At 68.1% G+C, this 23,204-nt stretch carries 20 protein-coding genes and 1 pseudogene; 17 read left to right on the top strand and 4 right to left on the bottom strand.

Annotation, left to right across the window (positions count from 1 at the left end; all coding sequences use genetic code 11):
• Positions 1-83: 83 nt before the first annotated feature.
• The 9 genes from ACNS88_RS16420 (at position 84) to ACNS88_RS16380 (ending at position 7,696) form a co-directional block, all read left to right on the top strand.
• The gene (locus tag ACNS88_RS16420; RefSeq protein WP_435100050.1) at positions 84-803 is read left to right on the top strand and encodes a cyclase family protein; all 720 of its coding nucleotides are present in this window, start codon (positions 84-86) and stop codon (positions 801-803) included.
• An 82-nt stretch (positions 804-885) separates the two neighbouring features.
• Positions 886-1,167 (top strand): 50S ribosomal protein L44e, encoded by a 282-nt coding sequence (locus tag ACNS88_RS16415; RefSeq protein WP_418284969.1) that lies wholly within the window; start codon positions 886-888, stop codon positions 1,165-1,167.
• Positions 1,168-1,169: 2 nt separating this feature from the next.
• Complete coding sequence (locus ACNS88_RS16410; protein WP_008004084.1) at positions 1,170-1,343, top strand: 30S ribosomal protein S27e; 174 nt, start codon at positions 1,170-1,172, stop codon at positions 1,341-1,343.
• An 18-nt stretch (positions 1,344-1,361) separates the two neighbouring features.
• Positions 1,362-2,162 carry a translation initiation factor IF-2 subunit alpha gene (locus tag ACNS88_RS16405; RefSeq protein WP_435100046.1) on the top strand — a complete coding sequence of 267 codons (801 nt, stop codon included), beginning with the start codon at positions 1,362-1,364 and terminating at the stop codon, positions 2,160-2,162.
• Between the two features lie 62 nt (positions 2,163-2,224).
• Positions 2,225-2,404, top strand: coding sequence for an RNA-protein complex protein Nop10 (locus ACNS88_RS16400; protein WP_435100043.1), 180 nt, complete (start codon positions 2,225-2,227; stop codon positions 2,402-2,404).
• 75 nt (positions 2,405-2,479) lie between these two features.
• Complete coding sequence (locus tag ACNS88_RS16395; protein ID WP_435100040.1) at positions 2,480-3,232, top strand: proteasome assembly chaperone family protein; 753 nt, start codon at positions 2,480-2,482, stop codon at positions 3,230-3,232.
• 75 nt (positions 3,233-3,307) lie between these two features.
• The gene (locus tag ACNS88_RS16390; RefSeq protein ID WP_435100037.1) at positions 3,308-4,474 is read left to right on the top strand and encodes a thiolase domain-containing protein; all 1,167 of its coding nucleotides are present in this window, start codon (positions 3,308-3,310) and stop codon (positions 4,472-4,474) included.
• Positions 4,471-4,872, top strand: a complete 402-nt coding sequence (locus ACNS88_RS16385) for a Zn-ribbon domain-containing OB-fold protein (RefSeq protein WP_435100034.1) — start codon at positions 4,471-4,473, stop codon at positions 4,870-4,872. Before ACNS88_RS16390 ends, ACNS88_RS16385 begins: the two co-directional genes overlap by 4 nt.
• Before the next feature lie 82 nt (positions 4,873-4,954).
• Positions 4,955-7,696: a PAS domain S-box protein gene (locus ACNS88_RS16380; protein WP_435100031.1), complete on the top strand. Its 2,742-nt coding sequence runs from the start codon at positions 4,955-4,957 to the stop codon at positions 7,694-7,696.
• 542 nt (positions 7,697-8,238) lie between these two features.
• Here the strand turns inward: ACNS88_RS16380 and ACNS88_RS16375 are convergent.
• The gene (locus ACNS88_RS16375; protein WP_435100028.1) at positions 8,239-9,000 is read right to left on the bottom strand and encodes a VOC family protein; all 762 of its coding nucleotides are present in this window, start codon (positions 8,998-9,000) and stop codon (positions 8,239-8,241) included.
• Positions 9,001-9,195: 195 nt separating this feature from the next.
• Here ACNS88_RS16375 and ACNS88_RS16370 point away from each other — a divergent pair, with 195 nt between their 5' ends.
• The 5 genes from ACNS88_RS16370 to ACNS88_RS16350 all read left to right on the top strand — a co-directional run bounded on the left by ACNS88_RS16370 (position 9,196) and on the right by ACNS88_RS16350 (position 15,535).
• Positions 9,196-10,263 (top strand): UbiA family prenyltransferase, encoded by a 1,068-nt coding sequence (locus ACNS88_RS16370; protein ID WP_435100025.1) that lies wholly within the window; start codon positions 9,196-9,198, stop codon positions 10,261-10,263.
• A gap of 87 nt (positions 10,264-10,350) precedes the next feature.
• Positions 10,351-12,054, top strand: coding sequence for a sensor histidine kinase (locus tag ACNS88_RS16365; protein WP_435100022.1), 1,704 nt, complete (start codon positions 10,351-10,353; stop codon positions 12,052-12,054).
• Positions 12,055-12,128: 74 nt separating this feature from the next.
• Positions 12,129-12,557, top strand: coding sequence for an EamA family transporter (locus ACNS88_RS16360; protein WP_435100019.1), 429 nt, complete (start codon positions 12,129-12,131; stop codon positions 12,555-12,557).
• Positions 12,558-12,664: 107 nt separating this feature from the next.
• On the top strand, positions 12,665-14,167 hold the full coding sequence (locus ACNS88_RS16355) for an MATE family efflux transporter (RefSeq protein WP_435100016.1): 1,503 nt from the start codon (positions 12,665-12,667) through the stop codon (positions 14,165-14,167).
• A gap of 102 nt (positions 14,168-14,269) precedes the next feature.
• A complete protein-coding gene (locus ACNS88_RS16350) occupies positions 14,270-15,535 on the top strand; it encodes a carboxypeptidase regulatory-like domain-containing protein (RefSeq protein ID WP_435100013.1) in 1,266 nt (421 codons plus the stop codon).
• 17 nt (positions 15,536-15,552) lie between these two features.
• Here the strand turns inward: ACNS88_RS16350 and ACNS88_RS16345 are convergent, their stop codons facing one another.
• The gene (locus tag ACNS88_RS16345) at positions 15,553-16,764 is read right to left on the bottom strand and encodes an iron-containing alcohol dehydrogenase family protein (protein WP_435100010.1); all 1,212 of its coding nucleotides are present in this window, start codon (positions 16,762-16,764) and stop codon (positions 15,553-15,555) included.
• Between the two features lie 143 nt (positions 16,765-16,907).
• On the opposite strand from ACNS88_RS16345, the gene ACNS88_RS16340 reads away from it, so the two are divergent.
• The 3 genes from ACNS88_RS16340 (at position 16,908) to gyrA (ending at position 22,388) form a co-directional block, all read left to right on the top strand.
• The gene (locus ACNS88_RS16340) at positions 16,908-17,792 is read left to right on the top strand and encodes a hypothetical protein (RefSeq protein WP_435100007.1); all 885 of its coding nucleotides are present in this window, start codon (positions 16,908-16,910) and stop codon (positions 17,790-17,792) included.
• Positions 17,793-17,901: 109 nt separating this feature from the next.
• A complete protein-coding gene (gene gyrB, locus ACNS88_RS16335) occupies positions 17,902-19,836 on the top strand; it encodes a DNA topoisomerase (ATP-hydrolyzing) subunit B (RefSeq protein ID WP_435100004.1) in 1,935 nt (644 codons plus the stop codon).
• Complete coding sequence (gene gyrA / locus ACNS88_RS16330) at positions 19,833-22,388, top strand: DNA gyrase subunit A (protein WP_435100001.1); 2,556 nt, start codon at positions 19,833-19,835, stop codon at positions 22,386-22,388. Before gyrB ends, gyrA begins: the two co-directional genes overlap by 4 nt.
• Before the next feature lie 134 nt (positions 22,389-22,522).
• Here gyrA and ACNS88_RS16325 read toward each other — a convergent pair whose 3' ends face one another.
• Both ACNS88_RS16325 and ACNS88_RS16320 read right to left on the bottom strand, forming a co-directional pair.
• Positions 22,523-22,993, bottom strand: coding sequence for a redoxin domain-containing protein (locus ACNS88_RS16325; RefSeq protein WP_435099998.1), 471 nt, complete (start codon positions 22,991-22,993; stop codon positions 22,523-22,525).
• Between the two features lie 75 nt (positions 22,994-23,068).
• Positions 23,069-23,204 (bottom strand): annotated as a pseudogene (locus ACNS88_RS16320) (RNA-guided endonuclease TnpB family protein); the annotation flags it as partial.

Below are 23,204 nucleotides of genomic sequence, written 5' to 3'. Positions count from 1 at the left end.
TGGGTGGAGGAAATACGTTCGGGCCCCGGAAGTCGTCGGACGGCGACGACCGATTTAACCGCGCGGCGGGCCGACCGCCACCCGTGTTCCGCGACCTCTCGCGACCGATCGAGACGGGGATGCCGACCTATCCGGGCGACCCCGACGTGACGCTCTCGCCCGACGCGACCCACGAGGCCGACGGCTACGCGACGAGCGAACTCCGAACCGGGACCCACGCGGGAACCCACGTGGACGCGCCGCGACACACGCTCCCGGAGGGCGAGACGATCGATGCAATCGGCGCCGGGCAGTTCGCCTTCGACGCTCGGCTCGTCGACCTCCGACCGCTGGAGCCCCGAGAGCCGATTCGACCGCGAGCGCTCCCCGATTCGAACGCGCTCGACGCTGACGCGCTCGACGCTGCCGCGGACCTCCTCGTCCTCCGGACCGGGTGGGCGGCTCACTGGGGGACCGATCGGTACCGGGACCACCCGTACCTGACCCCGGCGGCCGCGAAGCGGTGTCGCGAACTGGGCGTCGGCGTCGGGCTCGATACGTTCGGGCCGGACCCGACGCCGACCGGATCAGCGGCGGAAACCGGACCCGTCCGCGACGACGAGCCGGACGGCACTCCCGCCAACGCCGACGAACCGGACGGCACTCCCGCCCACGACGTCCTTTTAAACGACTCGCTGCCGATCGTCGAGAACCTCTGTGCCCTCGACGGTCTCCCGACGCGATTCCGGCTGTACGCTTTCCCGCTCCGGCTGCGCGGCGGCGACGGGTCGCCGGTGCGAGCGGTCGCGGAGTGGGAGCGGTGAGAAGGGCGTGTACTCGGGCAGGCGAACCAGACCAAACCCGTTTTAAGCGTTGGCGACGAACCGCGACTCAAGGTCGATATCCATGGAGATGCCACGTCGTTTCAACACGTACTGTCCACACTGTGACTCCCATCAGGAGCACGAAGTGGAGAAGGTTCGATCGGGTCGGGCGACCGGAATGAAACGCGACGCGCGCCAGCGACGCCGCGCGCTCGCGACGATCGGCAACGCCGGCGGGTACTCGAAGGTGCCCGGTGGCGACAAGCCGACCAAGAAGACCCACCTGAAGTACCGCTGCGGCGACTGCGGCAAGGCCCACATGCGCAAGGGCTGGCGCGCCGGCCGGCTCACGTTCCAGGAGTAAGCATGGCAGGAAGCTTCCACCGCGTCGCCTGCGGCGACTGCGAGAACGAACAGGTCGTCTTCGGCAAAGCCTCCTCCGTGGTGTCGTGTGCGGTCTGCGGCACGACCCTCGCGACCCCGACCGGCGGGGAGGCCGAGCTCCACGGCGAAATCGTCGAAACCGTTGAGGCGCGGTAACCGCCTCACCGCTCCGTCATGAAGTACAGCGGCTGGCCCGAACCCGGCGAGTTGGTGGTCGGCGACGTCGACGAGATCGCCGACTTCGGCGTCTTCGTCGACCTCGACGAGTACGAGGACAAGCGCGGCCTCTGTCACATCAGCGAGGTCGCCTCCGGCTGGATCAAGAACGTCCGCGACCACGTCCGCGAGGGACAGACGGTCGTCGCGAAGGTGCTCGACGTCGACGAGTCGGCGAACCAGATCGATCTGTCGATCAAGGACGTCAACGAACACCAGCGCAAGGACAAGATTCAGGACTGGAAGAACTCGCAGAAGGCCGACAACTGGATGTTGATCGCGCTCGGGGAGGACGTGGACGACGACCGCTACACCGAGGTCGCCAACGCGCTCCTCGTCGAGTACGACTCCCTGTACGACGCCTTCGAGGCGGCCGCGATCAGCGGCGAGGAGGCGCTCGAAGACGTCGACGTCGACGCCGACGCGCTCGATTCGATCGTCACGGCCGCCCGCGACAACGTCTCCGTGCCGTACGTCGAGGTGACCGGCTACGTCGACTTGGAGTCCGCGGCCCCCGACGGCGTCGACGACGTGCGCGAGGCGCTCACCGCGGCCGAGGGCAACGGCGAGATTCCGGACGGCGTCGACCTCGAGGTCGGCTACGTCGGCTCGCCCGAGTATCGGATCAAGGTTCGCGCGCCGAACTACAAGACGGCCGAGGACCAGCTCGAAGCCGCTGCGGCTCGTTCCCGCGAGGCGATCGAGTCGGTCGGCGGCACCGGCGGGTTCCACCGCGAGCGTCACGAAGAGGACGAGTAGTCGCTCGCAGTCCGTTTTCGACACCTCCGCACGTCACACCCAACACTTCATCCTCCAAACCCGTGAAATCCGATATCCGCGTCTGCGCGAACTGGGAGACCACCCACGACCGGCCGGTGTACGCGCTCGGCGGTCGCTGCCCGGAGTGCGACGGGCCGACGGAGAACAGCGCGCCGGCGCCGTTCAGCCCCGAAGACCCCTACGGGGAGTACCGGCGGCGGGTGCGTCGGCGAGAGTCGTAGCGCAGCTCCGCCGGCGGCGTCCGAGCGACACCGGAATAGCCACCCTCTTGTGAGCCCCGCCCGGACGGACTCGGTATGGACGACATCGAGATTGACGAGGTCGCGACGCCGGAGCTCGACGACCCGGTGCTCATCGAGGGGCTGCCGGGCGTCGGCCACGTGGGGAAGCTCGCGGCCGAGCACCTGTTAGAGGAGTTCGACGGCGAGTTAGTCCGCCGCGTCTACACCACCGAGTTCCCGCCGCAGGTGAACATCGACGCCGACGGCGTCGCCGAGCTGACCTGTGCTGAGTTCCACGCCGTCGAGACCGATGGCACCGACCTGCTCGTGTTGACCGGCGACCACCAAGCCGGCTCGAACAAGGGCCACTACACCCTCACGACGACGTTCCTCGACATCGCCGAGGAGTTCGGCGCGACTCGCGCGTTCGCGCTCGGCGGCGTGCCGACCGGCGAGCTCGTCGAGGAGTACACCGTGCTCGGAGCGGTCTCCGACGGCGACCTCGTCGACGGGCTGAAGGAGGTCGGCGTCGAGTTCCGGCCGGACGAGCCCGCCGGCGGCATCGTCGGCGTCTCCGGGCTCGTGCTCGGGCTCGGCGGCCGGCGCGGGTTCGACGCCGCCTGCCTGATGGGCGAGACGAGCGGTTACCTCGTCGATCCGAAGAGCGCCCGCGCGGTGCTCGAAGTGCTCGCGGACCACCTCGAGTTTACCATCGAGTACGAGAGCCTGGAGGACCGCGCCGAGGAGATGGAAGAGGTCGTCGGCAAGATCCAGGAGATGCAGGACGGCCCGGCGGTGCCGGACGACGACCTACGGTACATCGGTTGATCGCGACCACCTCGATATTGGCAGTTCTCCGGGTCTTCCGGCAGCGATAAACCGGTCCCGAATAATCGTTCGTGTATGACCGACGTACGCGTCGCGGGAGTCGGGCTCACGCAGTTCGGGAGCCACCCGGACCGAACGGGCCGTGACCTCTTCGCGACGGCCGCGCGACGGGCGTTCGAGGACGCCGGCGTCCCCCGCGAGGACGTCGAAGAGCTGAACTACGGCAACTTCATGGGCGCGCTCGCCGAGCACCAGGGCCACCAGGCGCCGCTGATGGCCGAGGCGGCCGGCGTGAACTGCCCGTCGACCCGCTACGAAGAGGCCTGCGCCTCGGCCGGCGTCGCGGTCCGCGAAGCGGTCCGGACCGTTCGCGCGGGCGACGCCGACGTGGCCGTGGCCGGCGGGATGGAACGCATGACCAACCTCCCGACGGACGAGGTGACCGAGGGCCTCTCCATCGCGGCCGACGACCTGTTCGAGGTGCGTGCCGGCGTGACGTTCCCCGGCGCGTACGCGCTGATGGCGACCGCGTACTTCGACGCCTACGGGGGGAGCCGCCGCGACCTGGCTCACATCGCCGCGAAGAACCATGAGAACGCACTCCCCAACGAGTACGCCCAGTACCGACAGGAGGTGTCCGTCGAGGAGGCGCTGGAGGCCCCGCCGGTCGCGGAGCCGCTCCACCTCTACGACGCCTGCCCGATCACCGACGGCGCGAGCGCGCTCGTGATCGTGTCCGAGGAGTACGCGACCGAACACGACGTGGACGCCCCGATCGCGGTGACGGGAACCGGACAGGGCACCGACCGAATGGCGCTCGCGGATCGTGAACACCTCGCACGCACCCCCGCCGCCGACGACGCGGCCGACGCGGCCTACGCCGACGCCGGAGTCGGGCCCGACGACGTCGAGGTGGCGGAGGTCCACGACTGCTTCACGATCGCGGAAGCGCTCGCGGTGGAGTCGCTCGGGTTCTTCGAGCCCGGCGAGGGGATCGCGGCCGCCCGCGACGGGATCACCACCGCCGACGGCGACCTCCCGGTGAACCTCTCGGGCGGACTGAAGGCGAAGGGGCATCCGGTCGGTGCGACCGGCGGCTCACAGATCGCGGAGCTGACCCGACTGCTCCGCGGCGACCACCCGAACAGCGGGCACGTCGCCGACGCCGAGGTGGGCGTCGCGCACAACGCCGGCGGGACGGTTGCCAGCGCGGTCGTCCACGTGCTGGAGGTGGCCGAATGAGCGCGCCCGCGAGCAACGGAGCCTACGACGAGTGGCTCGACGCCCTCGCGGACGGCGAGGGATACGCCCTCGTGTGTCCGGACGGCCACGGATCGCTGCCGCCGCGGCGGGTGTGTCCGGAGTGCGGGTCGACGTCGCTCTCGGAGGCGCCGCTCGCCGAGACAGGGAGCGTCGAGACGTACAGCGTCGTCCACGTCGCCGGTCCGCGGTTCACCGACGACACCCCGTACGTGAACGTCGTCGCCGACTTCGGGCCGGTCCGGCTCACCGGCGTCCTCCGTGGGATCGAGCCCGCACCCGACGCCGTCGCGGTCGGCGACCGGGTCGCCGTCGGCGTCGAGGAGCGCGCGACCGACGGGGACCCCCTCGTCGTCTTCCGGCCGGTGGAGAGCGAGTAGGGACCGGGGCGGGTAGGGACCGGGGCGGGTAGGGACCGGGCGGTCCAAACGATTATCACGGCGTCACGAGTACCCGGAATTTATGCAAGAATCGATCCGCGTGCTTCACGTCGACGACGACCCGGACCTCGCGGAGGTCACGGCGTCGTTCCTCGAACTCGAGGACCCGCGGATCACGGTCGCGACCGCTTCGAACGCCACCGAGGGCCTCGAGTACCTCGAGGACCCGGACACCGATGTCGACTGCGTCATCTCCGACCACGACATGCCGGGACCGAACGGGATCGAGTTCCTCGAGATGGTCCGGGAGCGCAACCCGGACCTCCCCTTCATCCTTTATACGGGAAAGGGATCGGAAGCGGTCGCGAGCGACGCGATTTCGACGGGTGTCACGGACTACCTCCAGAAGGGCGGCGGCACGGAACAGTACGAAATCCTGGCGAACCGCGTGGTCGAGGCCGCGGAGAAGCGGCAGATCGAGCGCGAGGCCGAGCGGACGCAGACCCATCTGCGGGCGATCACCGACCACTCGATGGACGGCATCATCACCATCGACGCCGACAGCCGGATCCGGTTCGCGAACCCGGCGGTCGAGCGCCTGCTCGGCTACACGCCCGCGGAACTCGAGGGCGAGTCGCTAGCACTGCTGATGCCTGAGCGGAAGCGCGAGGCGCACAGCAAAGCGATTGAGCGGTACTGCGCGACCGGGGAGCGCTCGATGGACTGGTCGGCCGCCGAGTTCCCGGGAGCGCACCGAGACGGCCACGAGATCGCACTCTCGATTTCTTTCGGAGAGTTCGAAGAAGACGGCGAGCAGCGGTTCGTGGGTATCATCCGAGACGTGACCGATCGCGAACGGCATCAGGCGTTTGTGGAGCGCTCGAGCGACATCGTTGCCGCGCTCGACGCGAACGGGACGTTCCAGTACGCGAGCCCCTCGGTCGAGCGGCTCGTCGGCCACGATCCGGCGGAGATGGTCGGGGAGTACGCGTTCTCGTACGTCCATCCGGACGATTACGAGCGAGTCGTCGAGACGTTCGCGCGGTCGGTCATCGGCGACGAGCCGAACCCGACGGTCGAATACCGGTTCGAGACCGCAGACGGCAGCTACCTGTGGGTGGAGTCGGTCGGGAGCAACCGGCTCGACGAGTACGGCGTCAGCGGGTTCGTGGTCAACACCCGCGACATCTCCGCGCGGAAGCGACGCGAGGAGAAGCTGTTGCGGCTCCGCGAGTGGACGAAAGAGCTCAACTACGCCCGGACGATCGAGGAGACGACGCAGCTGGCCGTCGACGCCGCGGACGGGATCATCGACGCGGGGCTGAGCGGAGTCCATCTGCTGAACGACGCGGGCGACGCGCTCGAACCCGTCGCGCTCGCCGAATCGGTGCCCTCCGTCTTCGACGAACAGCCCTCCGTCGATCGCGGTGCCCCGTCCGGGACGCGCGCGGCCCTCGCATGGGAGGCGTACCGCGGCGACGAGCCGCTCGTCGTCGACGAGCTGTCGGGAGACGACTCGCTCGACGAGGAAACGCCCGCCGAGAGCATCGTCCTCCACCCGATCGGCGACCACGGGCTGTTCGTCATCTCCTCGTCCGAGCCGCACGCGTTCACCGAGACCGACGTGCTCATCGCGGAGGTCCTCGCGAACCACCTCGAGGCGGCGCTCGACCGGGTCGCCCGCGAGACCAACTTGGAGCGGCTTCACGACGCGACCAGGAGCCTGATCCGAGCGGACTCCCCGACCGAGATCGCCGAGCGCGTCGTGGCGGCCGCCGAGGAGGTGCTCGGGTTCTCCGTGGTCACCGTTCGACTGTACGACGAGGACGCCGGCGGGCTCGTCCCCGTCGCGGTCTCAGAGGGGGTCGAGGAGCTGCTCCCGCCCCGCGGGGTGTTCACCCCCGACGAGGGGAGCCTCAACTGGGAGACGTTCGAGGCGGGCGAGCCCCACGTGTACGACGACATCGAGGCCGCGGGCGGCGTCGACGCCGGGACGGGGCTCCGGAGTCTGATGGTGTTGCCCGTCGGCGACCACGGGACCATCTCCGTCGGCGAGACGGAGCCCGGTGTCTTCGACGGGACCGACAAACACCTCGCGCGGATCCTCGCGACCGCGGCCGAGACGGCGCTTAACGCCGCGACGCGGACCGGTCGGCTCCACGAGCGGAGCGCGGAGCTGAAGCGACAGAACGACCGGCTGGCGGAGTTCACCAGCGTCGTCTCCCACGACCTGCGGAACCCGCTGAACGTGGCGCAGGGACGGGTCGAACTCGCCCGCGACGAGTGCGACAGCGAGCACCTCGACATCGTCGCCCGCGCTCACGAGCGGATGGACACGCTGATCGGCGACCTCCTGACCCTCGCTCGTGAGGGCGAGCGGGTGAGCGAGACGGAGCCGGTTCGGCTTTCCGCCGTCGTCCAGTCCTGCTGGGAGACGGTCGAAACCGCGGACGCGGCCCTGACTATCGGAGACGACTTGTGGCTCCGGGCCGACGAGAGCCGGCTCAGGCAGCTCGTCGAGAACCTGGTTCGGAACGCGGTCGAACACGGCGGTGACGACGTGTCGATCACCGTCAGTGCGCTTGGCGGGGCAAAGGAAGACGAAGTCGGGTTCTACGTCGAGGACACCGGACCGGGAATCCCGGAAGCGAACCGCGATGAAGTGTTCGACGCCGGCTACTCGACCTCGAGGGAGGGGACCGGCTTCGGCCTCCGGATCGTCGAGCAGGTGGCGATGGCCCACGGCTGGTCGGTCCGAGCCACGGAGGGCAGCGACGGCGGTGCGCGGTTCGAGGTGACCGGTGTGGAACGAGCAGCGGAGTGACGGAGGAGGCGGCCGTTACGAGCCGGCTCCTGAGCGATCATGGGAGTTGGTGTTGCAGATCGGCGACGGCGATACAATATTTAACTGAGTGTGAGCGGCTGTGACGATCGCTTATAATCTACGGTACGGTGGCGCGTGCCTGCGAGCGGCCGTCAGGCCGCGAGTCAGCACGCGCGAGGGACGCGGTGAGCGCTCGGAGAGCGCGAACCGCGAGGCTGGGGAGGTGTGAGGCTGCGGTTCGGCGCTGTGTGGGGGGGTGGGACTCAAAGGGGCAGCCGCGAGGGCGAAGCTCGGCGACGGAAGCACCGCAGACCGCGAACGAAGTGAGCGGTCAAGGAGCGCACCGAGCCGCGCGAGTCGTCGCGGCTGGGGCTTTGACGGTGTCCACCGCAGAGTCGTCGATCACTAATAAACACCCGACAGCAACACGCCAATCCGACTTATAAACAACCGCTCCACCGATCTGCAACACTCACTGCCGCTATCGATCGCTAGCGTACGAAAGCCAGAAATCCGAAGCCCCGAAACGGCGGGGTTTAGCCTTAGAAGACCAGTTCGACCTCGTGGCCGTCCTGGTCCTTGGTGAACGCGTAGTTGTGGTCACAGGACTCGGGGTCGCGGTAATCGTTCGCTTCGCGGACCATCAGTTCGTCCCACGCGTCGTCCAGGTCGTCGACGCGGACGGCGATGTGCCCCCAGCCGTCGCCCATCGTGTACTCGCGGCCGTCGTAGTTGTAGGTGAGTTCCAGTTTCATCGCCTCCTTCGGGGCGTCCTCGGGGGCCATGAAGTAGTTCGCGAAGGAGTCGGCCTCCCAGCGCCCGCGGGCCTCGGCGTACTCGAACTTGCGGGTCCAGTAGCCGAGCGCCTCGTCGGCGTCCTCAACGCGGATCATCGTGTGGTCGATACTCCACTTCGCGCCGTAGTCGCGCTTGACGATCTCGATCTCGTGGCCGTCGGGGTCTTTCACGAACGCGTAGCGGTTTCCACACGACTCGGGGTCTCGGTAGTCGTCGACGCCCTCCGCCATCAGCTGATCGTACGACTCCTGCAGGGCGTCCTCGGGGACGCGGACGGCGATGTGGCCCCACGCGTCGCCGTTCTCGTAGGTGTGGTCGCCGTGGTTGTAGGTGAGCTCTAAGGTCGCGCCGTCCTCGTGCATCTCCTCGGGACCGAGGAAGACGTTGGTGAACGTGTCGGCCTCCCAGCGGCCCTTCTCCTCGTAGTTCAGGTGGGTCTGGTACCAGTCGAGGCTCTCCGCTAAGTCCTCGACGCGGATCATCACGTGGTCGAAGGTTGTGTCCATACGCGATCCGTCGACCGCTTGGCCCAAAAGCGTACTGAAGGGATCGCGGACGGTCGAACTCTTCTGCACTCTTGATAAATTAGACTGAATAATATTACTTTTTCATTTAAGCTTTTTGGAACGATTAGATACGTTCGGCGGTGAGAGTGTCTATCGGCGGGCGTCGTCGGTCGGCGGCGGCGTCGGTCTCGAACCATGGTAGACACGACAGACACCTCGTCGGAGCTCCCCGATGACACAGACATGACGTACCGTTCCGAACCGCTCGCACCGAAGACACCGCCGGACGCGTCCGCACCCGCGAACGGGACGAAATCCGGCGGTCGACGGCTCGCCGCCGCCTTCGCGTGGGGATCGCCGTTCACCGCGCTCGTCGCGGCCGTCGAGACGCTCATCGCGACGGCCTTACTGGGCGTCCAGCTGACGGTCGCTCCGGCGGTGGTCGCGCTCGTCACCTTTGCGGTGTACACCGTCGACCACGTCGCCGACGCGGACGCCGACGCCGCGTCGACGCCCGATCGCGCGCTGCTCGCCCGGCGCTACGGGGACCAGCTGATGATCGCCGCCACGCTGGCCTACGGACTGGCGGTCGCGCTTGCGGTGACGGGCGGACCGCTCGCGCTCGCGCTCGCGCTCTTGCCCGGCGCCTTCTGGCTCGCCTACGCCTCCGACTGGCTGCCGGAACTCGGCCGTGCCGTCGGTGGAGCCCTCTCGAGTCTCGCTCCCGCAGGCCCGATCGCCGGCCGAGCCGGCACGGGAGTCACCGACGGCGGACACAGCCGCATTCCGCGTCTGAAAGACGTGCTCGTCGTCAACTCCGTCGTCGTCGCGGCGGGGTGGGCGACCGCCCTCACGTTCCTCCCGATCACGTTCGCGGGGACGGCAGTCGGGCCGGCTGTGGCCGCCGTCTTCGCGTATTTCTTCCTGCGGTCGTTCGTCGACGCCGAACTCCCGAACGTCAGGGACGTCGACGCGGACGCGGCGGTCGGCGTCGCGACGCTCCCCGTCGTGCTCGGGGTCGTCCGAACGCGCCGGGTGCTGTACGGCGTCGACCTGCTCGCGGCGAGCGCCGTGACCGCCGCGGCCGCCGCCGGCCTGCTCGCGTGGCCGCTCGTCGCGGCCCTCGGTCTCGGCATCGCCGCGTCGATCTGTGTCACCGCGCTCGCCGGCCGGATCAACGACGAGTCCGTCCTCGGCGTCGCCCCGGACTGCACCTATCTCGTCGTCGGCGCCGCGATCGCGGGGGTGTCCCTGATCGGCTGATCCGACATCGACTTCGATCCCCGACCAAACGAGGGTGTCGGATCGATAGCACAAAATGATTTATACTTCCTTCTTCTGCAATAAACTGTGATCGGGTTGAGTCCGCTCTCTGTGGCGCTGCTCGCGGCAGTCGTCACCGGTACGTCCGCGGCGGTGCTCGCGTGGCGGGAGCGGCCCGACGCGGGCGCCACGTGGCTCGCGCTGCTGCTCGCCGGACAGGTGTGGTGGACCACCTTCCTCGTTTTCGAACTGGAGGCGTCGACGCTCGCCGCGAAGGCGCTCTGGTACGACGTGCAGTGGGTCGGAGTGGTGCTGGTACCGATAGGGTGGCTGCTGTTCGCGTTGGAGTACACGGGCAGAGACCGATACGTGACGCCGAGCGTCGTCGCGGCGGCCAGCGTCGCCCCGGCCATCACCGTTCTCATCGTCGCGATGGGCGACCCGTACGGGCTCCTCGTCGCCGACCGCGCGATCGCCGACACCGCTGTCGGGTCGTTCCTGCGCGTCGAGCCCGGCTCGTGGTACTACGTCATCGCCGGCTACACCTATCTGCTGGGACTGATCGGGTCGGTACCGATCCTCCAGCTCGTCCGCGACGACGCGAGGCCGTTTCGGGGGCAGAGCGCGGCGCTGCTCGTGGGCACGGCCACGCCGTGGATCAGCAGCCTCCTCTACATCTCCGGCGTCATCCCGGTGCCCGGACTCGACCCGACGCCGCTCGCGTTCGCCGTCTCCGGGGTCGCGTACCTCTTCGCACTCACCCGGTTCCGCCTGCTCACGCTCACGCCCGCGCCGCGCCGGCGAGCGCGGCAGCTCGTGTTCGAGCAGCTCCACGATCCGGTGTTCGTCGTCGGCACGGGGGGGTACGTGCTCGACTTGAACCGGTGTGCCGCCAGCGTGTTCGAGATCGACCGTCGGACGGCGATCGGCGAAGCGGCGGCTGCGGTCGTCCCCAGATACGACGCGCTCGACGGCGAGCACGGCGATGTCGGCCCGCTCTCGATTCTGGGACGGGACGGCCAACGACCGTACGAGGTCACGGTGCGGCGCGTGACCGACGACCACGGGCGGGCGATCGGCCGCCTCGTCGTCTACCACGACGTCGGCGAGTACCTCGGCCAGCAACAGCGGCTGAACGTGCTCAACAGGGTATTTCGCCACGATATCCGGACCGAGACGAACCTGATCCAAGGGTACACCGACCAGTTGGCGTCGGCTCCGGGCGACGAGCGCGCGCGGACAGTCGTCAAGGAGAGCGCCGCGCGAATTCATCAGCTCAGCGAGCGGACCCGGACCGCGTGCGAGCTGTTCGACTCGCTCTCGGAGCCCGAGCCGCCGGTCCCGCTGTCCGAACTCGTCGAGGAGGCCGTCGCGGAGCTCCGCGAGGAACACCCGCACGCCGAAGTGACGATTGACAGCGAACTGCCGGCGGTGACGGTGCCGGTGAGCCTCAGGCCCGTCGTGGGGAACCTCTGTTCGAACGCGGTCCAACACAACGACGCGGATCCCCCGTCCGTGTGGATCGAGGCGTCGACCGAGGCCGGTTGGCTCGAGCTATCGGTCGACGACGACGGCCCCGGGATCGATCCGGAGGAGTACAAGGTCTTGGCGCAGGGGGTGGAGACGCCGCTGGAGCACGCCAGCGGGATCGGCCTGTGGATCGTGAAGTGGGGGATCGACCAGGTCGGCGGCAGCGTCTCCTTCGCGGACCGCGACCCTTGCGGGACGGTCGTCACGCTCTCGCTTCCCCTGGATAACGCGAGTCCCGCCGCCGCGGACAGCGCGGAGTGAGAGAGCCCACCGCCGCCGCGCCGATCTCGCACGTCGGTCGGTAGGCACTTGTTCGCCGCCGGCCATGCCGAAGCATGAACACCTATCTCCCGTACGCCCTGCTCGCGATGGGCGCGTACGCGTTAGTCTCGCCGCTGATGCGAGTCGCGACGACGGGTCCCGACGCGGTCCCGAGCGACGTGGCCGTGGTCGTCTCCAACTCGCTTCTCATTCTCATGGCCGTCGGCGTGCTCGCGTCCACCGGACAGGGGTTCGTCGAACATCTCTCCTCGCCGAAGATCGTTCACGTGTTGGCGGCCGGGGTCTTCCTCGGAATCGGGATCCTGGCGCTGTACCGTTCGCTCGCGCTCGGCCCGGTGAGCGTCGTGACGCCCATCTTCGCGATGTTCCTCGTGTTCTCCTCCGTGATCGGCTTCCTCGTTTTGGGCGAGTCGTTCACCGCGCGGAAGGCGCTGGGGATCGCCTTCGCCGTGGCGTCGGTGTATCTCGTGTCGGGGGCGTGAGTCCTCCCGGCCTCACCCTCGACGCCGCGTCGCCGCCCGCCGATCCGGAAACGCCCGCCGCGTGACGAAATCCCTTTACTACCCACCGAGAAAGAGCCGTACTCGCAGTGGCCCGCCTCCCGAACCCCTTCCGTGCGCTGATCTTATACATCGGCTTCGCCCTCGCGAGGGTGGGGCTGATCGACCGTCACCGCGTGGTCCGGACCACGGACCTCGCGTGGCCGCGGATCGTCACGGGGATCGCCCGGATGTCGAAGAACGCGGTCGACGTGGCGATGGTCGGCGTCGCCGTCGGCACCAGCGCGGTCGCCGGCGTCGGCTTCGCGGGCCCCTACTGGGGCCTGGCGTTCGCGCTCGGTGGGGGCGTTGCCGGCGGCACCATCGCCTTAGTCTCCCAGCGCTTCGGTGCGGAGGCATACAAAGAGCTGGGCGACGCCGTCCGAGCGAGCGTCCTCCTCGCCATCGTAATCACGATCCCCGTCTCGGCTGTCTTCTGGACGTTCCCGACGCGCTTGATCGACATGCTGAGCGGCAACGAGACCGCGATCGCGTTCGGCGCCGACTACCTCCGGATCGTCGGGCTCGGCGTCCCGTTCGCCGCGCTCAACCTCGTCGGCAGCCGGGTGCTCGTCGGCTGCGACGACGCGTACACCGCGATGCAGGTTCGCGCGGGCGGTGCGGTCGCGAACATCGTGTTCAGCGCCGCGTTCATCTTCGGGCTGGGCTGGGGCGTCGAGGGCGCCGCGGTCGGGACCGTCCTCTCGAACGTACTCGCCGTGGGGGCGTTCGCGGTCGGGCTCGTCTGGGGGCGGGTCCCCGGAATCGGCGAGTTCCCGATCTCGATCGACCCGTTCGGCTCGTACGTGAACCCGGCCATGCTTCACGACCTCGTCGAGATCGGCGTTCCGGTCGGCGCGCGAAACCTCGTGTGGGTCGCCGCGGAGTTCCCAATGTTAGCCATCCTCGACGCCTTCGGCGAGAACACCGTCGCCGCGTTCGTCATCGCCCGACGCATCTGGGGGATCATGAACGCTCCCGGCTGGGGCTTCGGGCTCGCCTCCTCCAGTCTGGTCGGGCAGGAGCTCGGCGGCGAGGATCCCGCAGAGGCCGAGGCGTACGCCCGCGACATCATCCGCTTCTCCGTGGCGACGTACCTCGTCTTCGCGGCGCTGACGGCGGTCTTCGCGAGCGACATCGTGGCGCTGTTCGCGGAGAGCCCGGAGAGCCCCGAGGTGCCGATCGCGATCACGTTCGTATACGCGGCCTGCGTCGCCGTCGTCTTTCAGGGGATCTCGGGCGGCGCGGCGGGGCCGCTCGACGCGGCCGGCGACACGAAGATCCCCTTCGCGAGCCAGTTCCTCGGGATGTTCTGCGTCTCGATCCCGCTGGCGTACGTCGGGGCGTACGAGGCGACCCCGGCGATCGACGTGCCGGGGCTCGCCGCGACGATACCGGAGGTCGCGCTCCCCGCGATCGGGCTCTGGGGCGTGTACCTCGCGTTCGTCGCCGAGACGACGATCCCCGCCGCGATCAACTACTGGCGGTTCCGCTCCGGGAAGTGGAAGGTCATAAGCGAGGCGTATCGACCTGACGCACCGGTTGACGACTGAGCGCCGCGAGGTCTCGACCCCGACAATCAGACGAGTTCCCCCGGGAGCTAACCGGGTAACGTGTTCATAGCAATACACCTCCCGTCGGATGTTCACATATCCATGAACTTCGAGCGACTCACAGTGGTCGGCGTCGCCGCCCTCGTCACCGTCTTGATCGCCGCGGCTCTCGCGGCCGGCGGCGCGGCCGGAGCCGACGTGACGTTCACCGTGTCGGTCGTCGACCAAGACGGCGAGTCGATCGGCGGTGTCGACGTCGTGGCGACGTGGGAGACGGAGTCCAACGAGACGCGTACGACGAGGGGAACCACGGCGAGCAACGGAAAGGTATTCCTCGACGTCCCGGAGGACGCGACCGTCGAGCTCGACGTGGACGACGACACGTACATCCGCAATCGACCGCTGGCCGTCGAGGAAGCCAGCGAGTCGGAGATCGAGCTCGCAGTCTCGCGCAGCGGGACCGCGACCGTGTCGGTCGTCGACGCGCAGGACCGGCCGCAGCCCGATGCACGGGTGCGGCTCCGCGAAGGGGGACGGACCGTCGACCGCGGACGGACCGACGAGTCGGGGACGTTCACCTCGAGTCGGCTGGAGCGCGGCGCGTACACACTCAGAGTCGTGAAACCCGGCTTCTTCGAGACGACACAGGAGGTGAACGTGAGCGGAGAGTCGGACGCGACCGTCGAGATCGAATCCGGCACCGTCACGCTCGACATTCGCGTCTTCGACGATCACTTCGACCCGCCCGCGGAGATAGAGACGGGCGCGATCCAGGTGCGTTCGTCGGTGTACGACGGCGAAGTGACCGTCACCGAGGGGGCCGTGTCGCTGAACGTCCCCGTGAACGCCGAGTACACCGCCGAAGTCGTCAAAGACGGGTACGATCCGGACCCCGAGACGATCTCCGTCCGGGAGTCTGACGTGAGCACGAACGTGACGGCACAGCGGACGCCGACGCTCGCTATCACGACGGCGAACGAACGCGTCCTCGTCGGCGAAACGACCCGCGTGTCGGTGCGGAACGCCTACGACGAGCCCGTCGAAGGGGCGACTATCGAGGTCGACGGAACCGCAGTCGGCGAGACGGACGACCGCGGGGAACTCGCGGTCCCGATCGAGGCGGCTGGCGAGCGTGAAGTGGTCGCGACCGACGGCGGCGTCAGCTCCGAGTCTATCGCTATCGTGGGCGTCGACGAAGACGGCAACGCGAACGAGACGGAGGATACGAACGAGACGGACGACGCGAACGAGACGAACGACTCCGGCGAGACGGACGACGGCTCGCCCGGATTCGGTGTCCTTGTCGCGGTCGTGGCGCTACTCGGCGCTGTCGCCGTCGGAAGCCGACGTGGGGACCGGTCCGCCTGACGCCGATCGAGTCCGGCTCACCACGCCTCGCGTAGCACGCCCTCGATCGTCTCCGGCGACGCGTCGAGTCCGTCCGGGGCGCGGTCCATCGACCAGTCGTCGGCGATGTACTCGGCGATCGCCGGAAAGTCGGCCTCCTCGACCGGCCCCAGTTCGCGGAGTCGCGAGGGGACCGGAAGAGAGCCGCGGACCGCGGCGACCTCGCTGACCACGTCCTCGGCGATCGCGGTGTCGTCGCGGCCCGCGGTCGCGACGCCGAGCCCGTTCGCGAGCGCCCGCCGGCTCGCGTCGACCTCGTCGAAGAGGAACGCGAGGACGTGCGGCGCGACGGCCGCGTGGACGCTCCCCTGCTGGACGTCGTACCGGCGCGCGAACCCGTGGCCGAACGCGTGGATCACCGAGATCTTCCGGTCGAGTTGGACGAGCAGCGCGCCAACCACGGCACGGTCGGTCGCCGCCGAGTCGTCGGGCCGGTCGCCGGCGACGTGCGGGAGCGCGTCGCGCAGGAGCCGGGTCCCGTGGACGGCCGTCGCGTCGCTCACGGGCGAGGCGTCGGCGGCGTACGGCGTCTCGAGACCCTTGTCGAAGCCGTTCATGGCTGACCCCGCCAGCACCGATCGCGGGGTGGTCTCGAACAGCGCCGGGTCCGCGAGGTCGATATCGGGCATGGGACCCTCGCCGCTGACGGTTATCGGCTGGCCGGTGGGAGACGCGTCCGCGTCGAACACCTCCAGCGAGCCGCCGGTTGAGAGGTCTGCGCCCGCGAACGTCGTCGGAACCACGACAACGGAGAGCGCGGGCGACGTTCCGGGCGCGAGGTCGCCGAGCGCGTCCGCCCCGGCCTCTGCGTCCGCGCGGAGGGTTCCGAGATCCCGCCCGTCGACGTCGAGGAGGGTTGCCTGTCGCGCGACGTCAAGGCTGCTCCCGCCGCCGACCGCGACGAGGGCGTCCGCGCCGACCTCGGCCCGCTTATCGAGCAGGTCGAACGCCGTCTCGACGCGCTTGTCCGGTGTCGTCCCGTCGAAGACCCCGGCAAGCCGGTCGCCGAGCCCCTCGCGTATCGGGTCCATCAGGTCGTCGTTGGCACCGACGTTCGAGCCGCAGACGACGAGCGCGTCGCCGATCTCTCGCTCCGTGAGGGCGTCACCGAGATCGTCGATTCGCCCGCGACCGTATCGGATCTGACAGCCCTGATAGTCGTGTTCGAAGGAGTCCGCGATCGGTAGCATTGCCCGACGATACGCCGGGCGGCGGCTTGTAACTGTGGGGACTGGCGACACACTGGCAAACTCGGGGAGCGGACCACGCCGGTGACTCCCAAGAGCCAACCCGCTCCGGGACGCACACTTCGACGACCTAGCGTCGACAACCCATGCGCTCGTTCCCACACTTACCCGACGTTCGCGGCTCGCAGCCCCTCGACGACCTCCTCACGGGCCACCTCTGGCTCCTCGAACTGATCGACGGAACGGGGCTCCGCTTCCGGATGGACGAGTCCGGTCTCCTCCGCTTCGGCGACTCCGAAACGACGTACGCGGACGCGGAAGCGGTCCCCCTCGCGCTCCGGCCCGCCGTCAGGTACGTCCGCGACCGGTTCGACCGCGAGGCGTTCCGGAGTGCGGTCGACGATCCCGAGGAAGTGGTCTTTTTCGGCGTCGCCACCCACCACCGCGGAACCGACTACGACTGGGATCGGCTCCCGCCGTTTCTCGGGACCGACGTGTGGACCGGGTCGAGAGGGGGCTCGGACCGAGGGGCGAACGCGGAGTCGAAAGCGGGGTCGTTCCGGCCGCCAGACGCCGCTACGGCCATCTTCGAGGGGATCGGGCTCGGCTCGGTTAACGCGATCGAGCGCGAAGTGAACGCCCGCGACTTCGACCCGGAGGCGTACGAGATCCCCGGCTCGGCGTGGCGTGACGGTCCCGCCGCCGGGGTCGTCGTACGCAACAAACGCGGCGGGCGCGGGAAGATACTCGCGGACCGGGCGGCGGCGGAGGCGGAAGGGAAGACACTCACGTCCGACGATCCCGAGGCGATCGCCGCGACACACGCCACCGACAACCGGTTCGAGCGAGTCATCGGCGACCTCGATCGCCGGGGCGAGGGCGTGACCGTCGACGCGGTCACCGACCGCGTCGTCGAGCTGATCGCGAGGGAGACCCCCGTTCGATTCGGGGGCGGCGGGACAAGCGCGGATCCAGACCGGGTCCGCGCCGCGATCATCGAGCGGGCGCGGGTCGTTCTCGACGGCAGGTAGGCCGCGAATTTTTGGTAAGTTGGCAGGTTCTTTAGGATGGTTCCCGCTCACACGCCCGCGCGCGTGCGCCGGCTTTATAAGTCGGCATAGACTAGTTCAGGTAAGTTCTATGTCAGAGCAGAGCGAATACGGAGCCGGCCAGATTCAGGTCCTCGAAGGCCTTCAGGCCGTCCGTAAACGTCCGGCGATGTATATCGGGTCCACGGACGGTCGAGGGCTCCACCATCTCGTCTACGAGGTCGTCGACAACTCCATCGACGAGGCCCTCGCGGGGTACTGCGACGGGATCACCGTCACGATCCACGACGACAACTCCGTCAGCGTCAGCGACGACGGGCGGGGGATCCCGGTCGACACCCACGAGAAGTACGACCGCCCGGCGCTCGAAGTGATCATGACCGTCCTCCACGCCGGCGGGAAGTTCGACTCCAAGTCCTACCAGGTCTCTGGCGGGCTCCACGGCGTCGGCGTCAGCGTCGTCAACGCCCTCTCCCAGCGGCTGGAAGTCGAGGTAAAACGCGACGGCGGCGTCTATCGCCACGAGTTCGCCCGCGGCGAACCCGTCGAAGGCGGATTCGAGCGCGTGCGCGACCTCGACGACGAGGGGACAGGCACGTACATCCGCTTTTGGCCCGACGAGGAGATCTTCGAGACGACCGCCTTCGAGTTCTCGACGCTCGCCAGCCGCCTGCGCGAGCTGGCGTTCCTCAACTCCGGCGTCGCCGTCTCGCTCGTCGATAAGCGCGACGAAGAAGGCGTCGACGACGGGGGCGACGAGGAGACGTTCCGCTACGAGGGCGGTATTCGGGAGTTCGTCGGCTACCTCAACGAGATGCGAACGCCGATCCACGAGGACGTCATCTACTTCGAGGACGAGGCCGACGACATCCACGTCGAGGTCGCGATGCAGGCGACCGAGGAGCTGCAGGGCTCCGTCCACGCGTTCGCGAACAACATCAACACCCGCGAGGGCGGCACTCACCTGACCGGATTTAAGACCGCCCTGACCCGGACCGTCAACGACTACGCCAACGAGCACGGGCTCGTCAACGACCTCGACGCGAATCTCAAGGGCGAGGACGTCCGCGAGGGGCTCACGGCGGTCATCTCGGTGAAACACCCCGACCCGCAGTTCGAGGGACAGACGAAGACGAAGCTCGGCAACAGCGAGGTCCGCGGCATCGTCGAGTCGGCGACCCACGACAAGCTCGGGACCTTCTTCGAGGAGAACCCCGACACCGCCCGGAAAGTCGTTCACAAGGCCGCAGAGGCCGCCAGAGCGCGCAAGGCAGCGAAGAAGGCCGAGGAGCTGACCCGCCGAAAATCGGCGCTGGAGTCGACGGCGCTGCCCGGCAAGCTCGCCGACTGTCAGACCCGCGATCCCACCGAGGCGGAGCTGTTCGTGGTGGAAGGCGACAGCGCTGGCGGCTCAGCGAAGCAGGGCCGCAACCGCGAGAATCAGGCGATTCTGCCGCTTAAAGGCAAGATCCTCAACGTCGAGAAACACCGTCTCGACCGGATCCTCGAGAACGACGAGATCCGCGCGCTGATCACCGCGATCGGCGCGGGGATCGGTGAGGAGTTCGACATCGACGACGTCCGGTACAACAAGATCATCATCATGACGGACGCCGACGTCGACGGAGCCCATATCAGAACCCTCCTCTTAACCCTCCTCTACCGCCACATGAAGCCCCTGCTCGAAGCGGGCTACGTGTACGCGGCCCAGCCGCCCCTCTACCGCGTCCGGTACCGCGGCGAGACGTACGACGCGATGACGGAGGCGGAGCGGGACCGGATCGTCGCGGAGGAGTGCGACGGCGACCCGGACCAGGTCCAGCGGTTCAAGGGCCTCGGCGAGATGAACCCCGACCAGCTGTGGGACACGACGATGGACCCCGGGAACCGACGGCTTAAGCGGATCAACGTCGACGACGCGGCCGCCGCCGACCGCATGTTCAACGTGCTGATGGGTGACGCGGTCGAGCCGCGCAAGCAGTTCATCAAAGAGCACGCCACCGAGGCGGAGTGGGTGGATATATGAGCTCCGAGGTACCCGACGCCGACCCCAACGACGTCCGCGCCGCGCAGGTGACGAACGCCCGCATCGAAGACGAGATGGAGCAGTCGTACATCGACTACGCGATGTCGGTGATCGCGGGTCGCGCGCTCCCCGACGTCCGAGACGGGCTCAAGCCCGTCCACCGGCGCATCCTCTACGCGATGCACGAGGCGGGCGTCACCAGCAACTCCTCGCACCGCAAGTCCTCGTCCGTCGTCGGCGAGACGATGGGTGATTACCATCCGCACGGCGACAGCGCCATCTACGACTCGCTCGCGCGGATGGCACAGGACTTCTCAATGCGGTACCCCCTCATCGACGGGCAGGGGAACTTCGGCTCCGTCGACGGCGACCCGCCGGCCGCGATGCGGTACACGGAGGCCCGGATGGCCCCGATGGCCGAGGAGCTACTGGCCGACATCGAGCGCGACACGGTCGATTTCACGTCGAACTACGACGACCGACTGGAGGAACCAGCGGTACTCCCGTCGGCGTTCCCGAACCTGCTCGTCAACGGCTCCTCCGGGATCGCGGTCGGGATGTCCACGAACATCCCGCCGCACAACCTCGGCGAGGTGATCGACGCCACCGTCGAGCTGATCGAGAGTCCCGACTGCACCGTCGAGGACCTGATGGAACACGTCAAGGGACCAGACTTCCCGACCGGCGCGAACATCGTCGGCCGGAACGCGGTCCACAAGGCGTACAAGACCGGGCGGGGGCGGCTTCGCGTCCGCGCTGAGTTCGAGGTCGACGAGGAGGAGGGCCGGATCGTCATCTCGGAGCTGCCCTTCCAGCAGAACAAGTCCCGGCTCGTCGAGCGCATCGCCGAGGACGTCAACGAGGGCTCGATCGAGGGGATCCGCGACCTCCGCGACGAGTCCGACCGCGACGGGATCCGCGTCGTCGTCGAGCTCAAGCGCGACGCGATGGCCGAGGTCGTCAAGAACCAGCTGTTGGAGAGCCACCTCGAACGCACCTTCGGCGTCATCAACCTCGCCTTGGTCGACGGCTCGCCGCAGGTGCTGAACTTAAAAGAGACGCTCGAACACTACGTCGAGCATCGCCGCGACGTGGTCCGGCGGCGTTCCGAGCACGAACTCGAAGAACGCGAGGACCGCGCACACATCCTCGACGGACGGCTGAAGGCGCTCGAACAGGTCGACGACGTGGTCGAGACCATCCAGAACTCCGCCGACCGCGACGCCGCGAAGGCGGCGCTGGAGGCCGAGTACGAGTTCAGCGAGGCGCAGGCCGAACACATCGTTCGGATGCAGCTCGGCTCGCTCACCTCGATGGAGACCCAGGAGATCGAGTCCGAGTACGAGGACGTCACCGCACGCATCGAGCGGCTGGAGACGATCCTCGCCGACCCCGACGAGCTCGATCAGGTGATCATCACGGAGCTCCGGGAGATCAAAGACGAGTACGACGACGAGCGCCGCACGAGCTTCATCGAGGACGTGGGCGACGTGACTCACGAGGACCTCATCCCGGAGGAGGAGTGCGTCGTCGTGATGAGCGAGGACGACTACATCAAGCGGATGTCGCTCGACACGTTCCGCGCGCAGAACCGCGGCGGCAAAGGGATCATCGGCACCGACCTGAAGGAGGGCGACCGCGTCTCCTCCGTCTTCGCCGCCAACTCGCACGACTACCTGCTCGTCTTCACCAACCGCGGGCAGATTTACGAGCTGAAGACCTACGAGATCCCGGAGATGTCTCGGACGGCCCGCGGGAAGTCCGCAGTCAACCTCATCGATTTCGACGACGGCGAGGAGATCGAGGCGGTCGTCAACATCGACGACCTCGACGACGAGGAGTTCCTCACGATGGTGACCCGCGACGGGTACATCAAGCGGACCGCCGTCGACCAGTTCGGGAACATCCGAACGACCGGGATCCGCGCGATCCGGCTCGAGGACGGCGACGAGCTCGTCGACGTCGAGGTGACCGACGGCGAGCGGGACATCGTCATCGGGAGCCGGAACGGGATGGCGATCCGATTCGACGAGTCGGAGGCGCGCGCGATGGGTCGCACGGCCCGCGGCGTGATCGGCATCGATCTGCGCGAGGGCGACGCGGTCGCCGGCGTGGCCGCCATCGATGACGACTACCACAACTGGGTGCTCACCGTGACCGAGAACGGCTACGGGAAGCGCTCCGATCTGGACGACTACCGCCTCCAGTCCCGCAACGGGAAGGGGCTGATCGACATCAAGACCGGCGACCGCAACGGCGAGGCGGTCGCCATCGAGGCGGTCACCTACGGCGACCACCTGCTCGCGATGAGCGACGACGGCCAGATTATGCGGACCCGCGTCGAAGAGATCTCGACCGTGAGCCGCAACACGAAGGGCGTCATCGTGATGAATCTGGATCCGGACGATGCGGTCGCCTCCGTCGACATCGTCCCCAAATCGGCGTACGCCGAGGAGGAGACCGAGGAGGAGGGCGACGGCGTGGAAACTGAAACGGACGAGAGCGATGAGACAGTCGGGACCGACGAGACGGTCGACGACGCCGACGAGTAGGGGGCCAAAGCGAGCCGCCCCGAGCCGGCGACCTCTCGTCGATGGAGAACACCGAGGCGCTCGACGGGCTTCGCGATCCGGCCTGAGAGGCCGTCGACGGTCGCCGGATCAGGCGCTCTGTGGCGAGTACATTTTTAAGCGTCCACGTCGGCGACCGCCGCTTTGAGGGCGTCGTAGTCGGGTTCTTGCCCCGAGTGTTCCGCGAACCACCGGTACGTCACGACGCCGTCGCCGTCGATCACGAAGACCGCTCGGCGCGCGACCGTGTCGACGCCGTAGTCCTCGAACGACTCGATCGCGTCGTACGCCTCGATCGCGCGGTGCGCCGTGTCGGCGACGAGCCCGAACGGGAGGTCGTACTGGGTCCGGTACGCGGCCAGCGCGTGCGGGAGGTCGGTGCTCACGCCGAACAGCGTGCAGTCGTCGCGGTCGAAGCCGTCGCGGAGCGCCTCCATCTCGTCCGTACAGGTGTTCGAGAAAGCGGCCGGGAAGAAGGCGAGCACGACGGGCTCGCTCCCGAGGTGGTCGGACAGGTCGAACGGTTCGATCTCGTCGGTCACGAGCGAGGCGGTGAAGGTCGGGGCGTCGTCGCCGACATCAGTCATACCGATCGGTCACGGTGACGGAGTATCATCGTTTCGCCGTCGGCAGCTGACTCGGCGGGGTGAATCGCCTCGGGGTCAAGCCCCGAGGCTTCCTGTTTCCACGACGCGCTTTGCAGACACTTGATTGGTGTCCGTAGGGAGCGCAGTCTCCACAGGCGTATCTTCGGGCCATCCCAGCCCTAACTCAGAAAAGCCGCGTTGCAGGACATTC

Source organism: Halorubrum shenae (assembly GCF_051194165.1).
Lineage (GTDB): Archaea > Halobacteriota > Halobacteria > Halobacteriales > Haloferacaceae > Halorubrum.
This window is presented reverse-complemented; position numbering and strand designations above follow the sequence as displayed.

What these genes read in the sequence shown, in the direction of transcription:
- ACNS88_RS16415 (WP_418284969.1), top strand. Translation starts at nt 886, where the DNA reads ATGGAGATGCCACGTCGTTTCAACACGTACTGTCCACACTGTGACTCC.
- ACNS88_RS16410 (WP_008004084.1), top strand. Translation starts at nt 1,170, where the DNA reads ATGGCAGGAAGCTTCCACCGCGTCGCCTGCGGCGACTGCGAGAACGAA.
- ACNS88_RS16405 (WP_435100046.1), top strand. Translation starts at nt 1,362, where the DNA reads ATGAAGTACAGCGGCTGGCCCGAACCCGGCGAGTTGGTGGTCGGCGAC.
- ACNS88_RS16395 (WP_435100040.1), top strand. Translation starts at nt 2,480, where the DNA reads ATGGACGACATCGAGATTGACGAGGTCGCGACGCCGGAGCTCGACGAC.
- ACNS88_RS16390 (WP_435100037.1), top strand. Translation starts at nt 3,308, where the DNA reads ATGACCGACGTACGCGTCGCGGGAGTCGGGCTCACGCAGTTCGGGAGC.
- ACNS88_RS16385 (WP_435100034.1), top strand. Translation starts at nt 4,471, where the DNA reads ATGAGCGCGCCCGCGAGCAACGGAGCCTACGACGAGTGGCTCGACGCC.
- ACNS88_RS16380 (WP_435100031.1), top strand. Translation starts at nt 4,955, where the DNA reads ATGCAAGAATCGATCCGCGTGCTTCACGTCGACGACGACCCGGACCTC.
- ACNS88_RS16375 (WP_435100028.1), bottom strand. Translation starts at nt 9,000, where the DNA reads ATGGACACAACCTTCGACCACGTGATGATCCGCGTCGAGGACTTAGCG.
- ACNS88_RS16370 (WP_435100025.1), top strand. Translation starts at nt 9,196, where the DNA reads ATGGTAGACACGACAGACACCTCGTCGGAGCTCCCCGATGACACAGAC.
- ACNS88_RS16360 (WP_435100019.1), top strand. Translation starts at nt 12,129, where the DNA reads ATGAACACCTATCTCCCGTACGCCCTGCTCGCGATGGGCGCGTACGCG.
- ACNS88_RS16350 (WP_435100013.1), top strand. Translation starts at nt 14,270, where the DNA reads ATGAACTTCGAGCGACTCACAGTGGTCGGCGTCGCCGCCCTCGTCACC.
- ACNS88_RS16345 (WP_435100010.1), bottom strand. Translation starts at nt 16,764, where the DNA reads ATGCTACCGATCGCGGACTCCTTCGAACACGACTATCAGGGCTGTCAG.
- ACNS88_RS16340 (WP_435100007.1), top strand. Translation starts at nt 16,908, where the DNA reads ATGCGCTCGTTCCCACACTTACCCGACGTTCGCGGCTCGCAGCCCCTC.
- gyrB (WP_435100004.1), top strand. Translation starts at nt 17,902, where the DNA reads ATGTCAGAGCAGAGCGAATACGGAGCCGGCCAGATTCAGGTCCTCGAA.
- gyrA (WP_435100001.1), top strand. Translation starts at nt 19,833, where the DNA reads ATGAGCTCCGAGGTACCCGACGCCGACCCCAACGACGTCCGCGCCGCG.
- ACNS88_RS16325 (WP_435099998.1), bottom strand. Translation starts at nt 22,993, where the DNA reads ATGACTGATGTCGGCGACGACGCCCCGACCTTCACCGCCTCGCTCGTG.